The sequence below is a fragment of the Vibrio sp. 970 genome (genome assembly GCF_033339075.1).
This window is the reverse complement of sequence record NZ_JAWOTW010000631.1, coordinates 1-567: the sequence shown is the minus strand read 5'-3', so window position 1 is coordinate 567 and position 567 is coordinate 1. Positions and strand designations below refer to the sequence as shown.

The following is a 567-nucleotide window of genomic DNA, read 5'->3' as shown; positions in this document are numbered from 1 at the left end:
CCAACATTAATGGCTTAGACGTGACAGAGATGAATTTTGAATCGCTAGAAGATGATCATCCAATCATCAAAGCAATGATGGTTGCCGAGCCAAGTAAACTCACCGAGGTCATCGCTGCGCTTCCGTCTGAAATGCGTGAAGAGTTTACTGTTGTTCAAAGTGCCCCATTCTTCCTAGAGTTTCTTAACCCAGCGAGCAACAAAGGCATCGGAGTTGCAGCGATTGCTGAGTACTTAGGAATTCAACCAGAAGAAGTGATCTGTATGGGTGATGCTGAAAATGACCACCATATGCTGAAGTACGCCGGTCTTGGTATCGCGATGGCAAATGCGATGGAAGAAACCAAGAAAATCGCAGATTACATCACTGAAAGTAACGACGACCACGGCGTAGCGAAAGCAATTGAGAAATTTGTTCTTAACGCTTAGAGCTCGATTTATAAGAGTTGCTTTAATAAAAGTAGCGTTACAGAAGTAAGCGCCTAAAACACAAAAAGCCTCGCGAATTGCGAGGCTTTTTACTTGATACCGAAGAACTTATTATTCTGACAGTTTGAGCTCTTCTTGG

The 567-nt window shown here is 43.2% G+C and carries 1 protein-coding gene; it reads left to right on the top strand.

The features are described from left to right. On the top strand, positions 1–428 hold a 428-nt coding region (locus tag R7Q11_RS28290; protein WP_225467241.1), incomplete at its 5' end, for an HAD hydrolase family protein. Between the last annotated feature and the right edge of the window lie 139 nt (positions 429–567).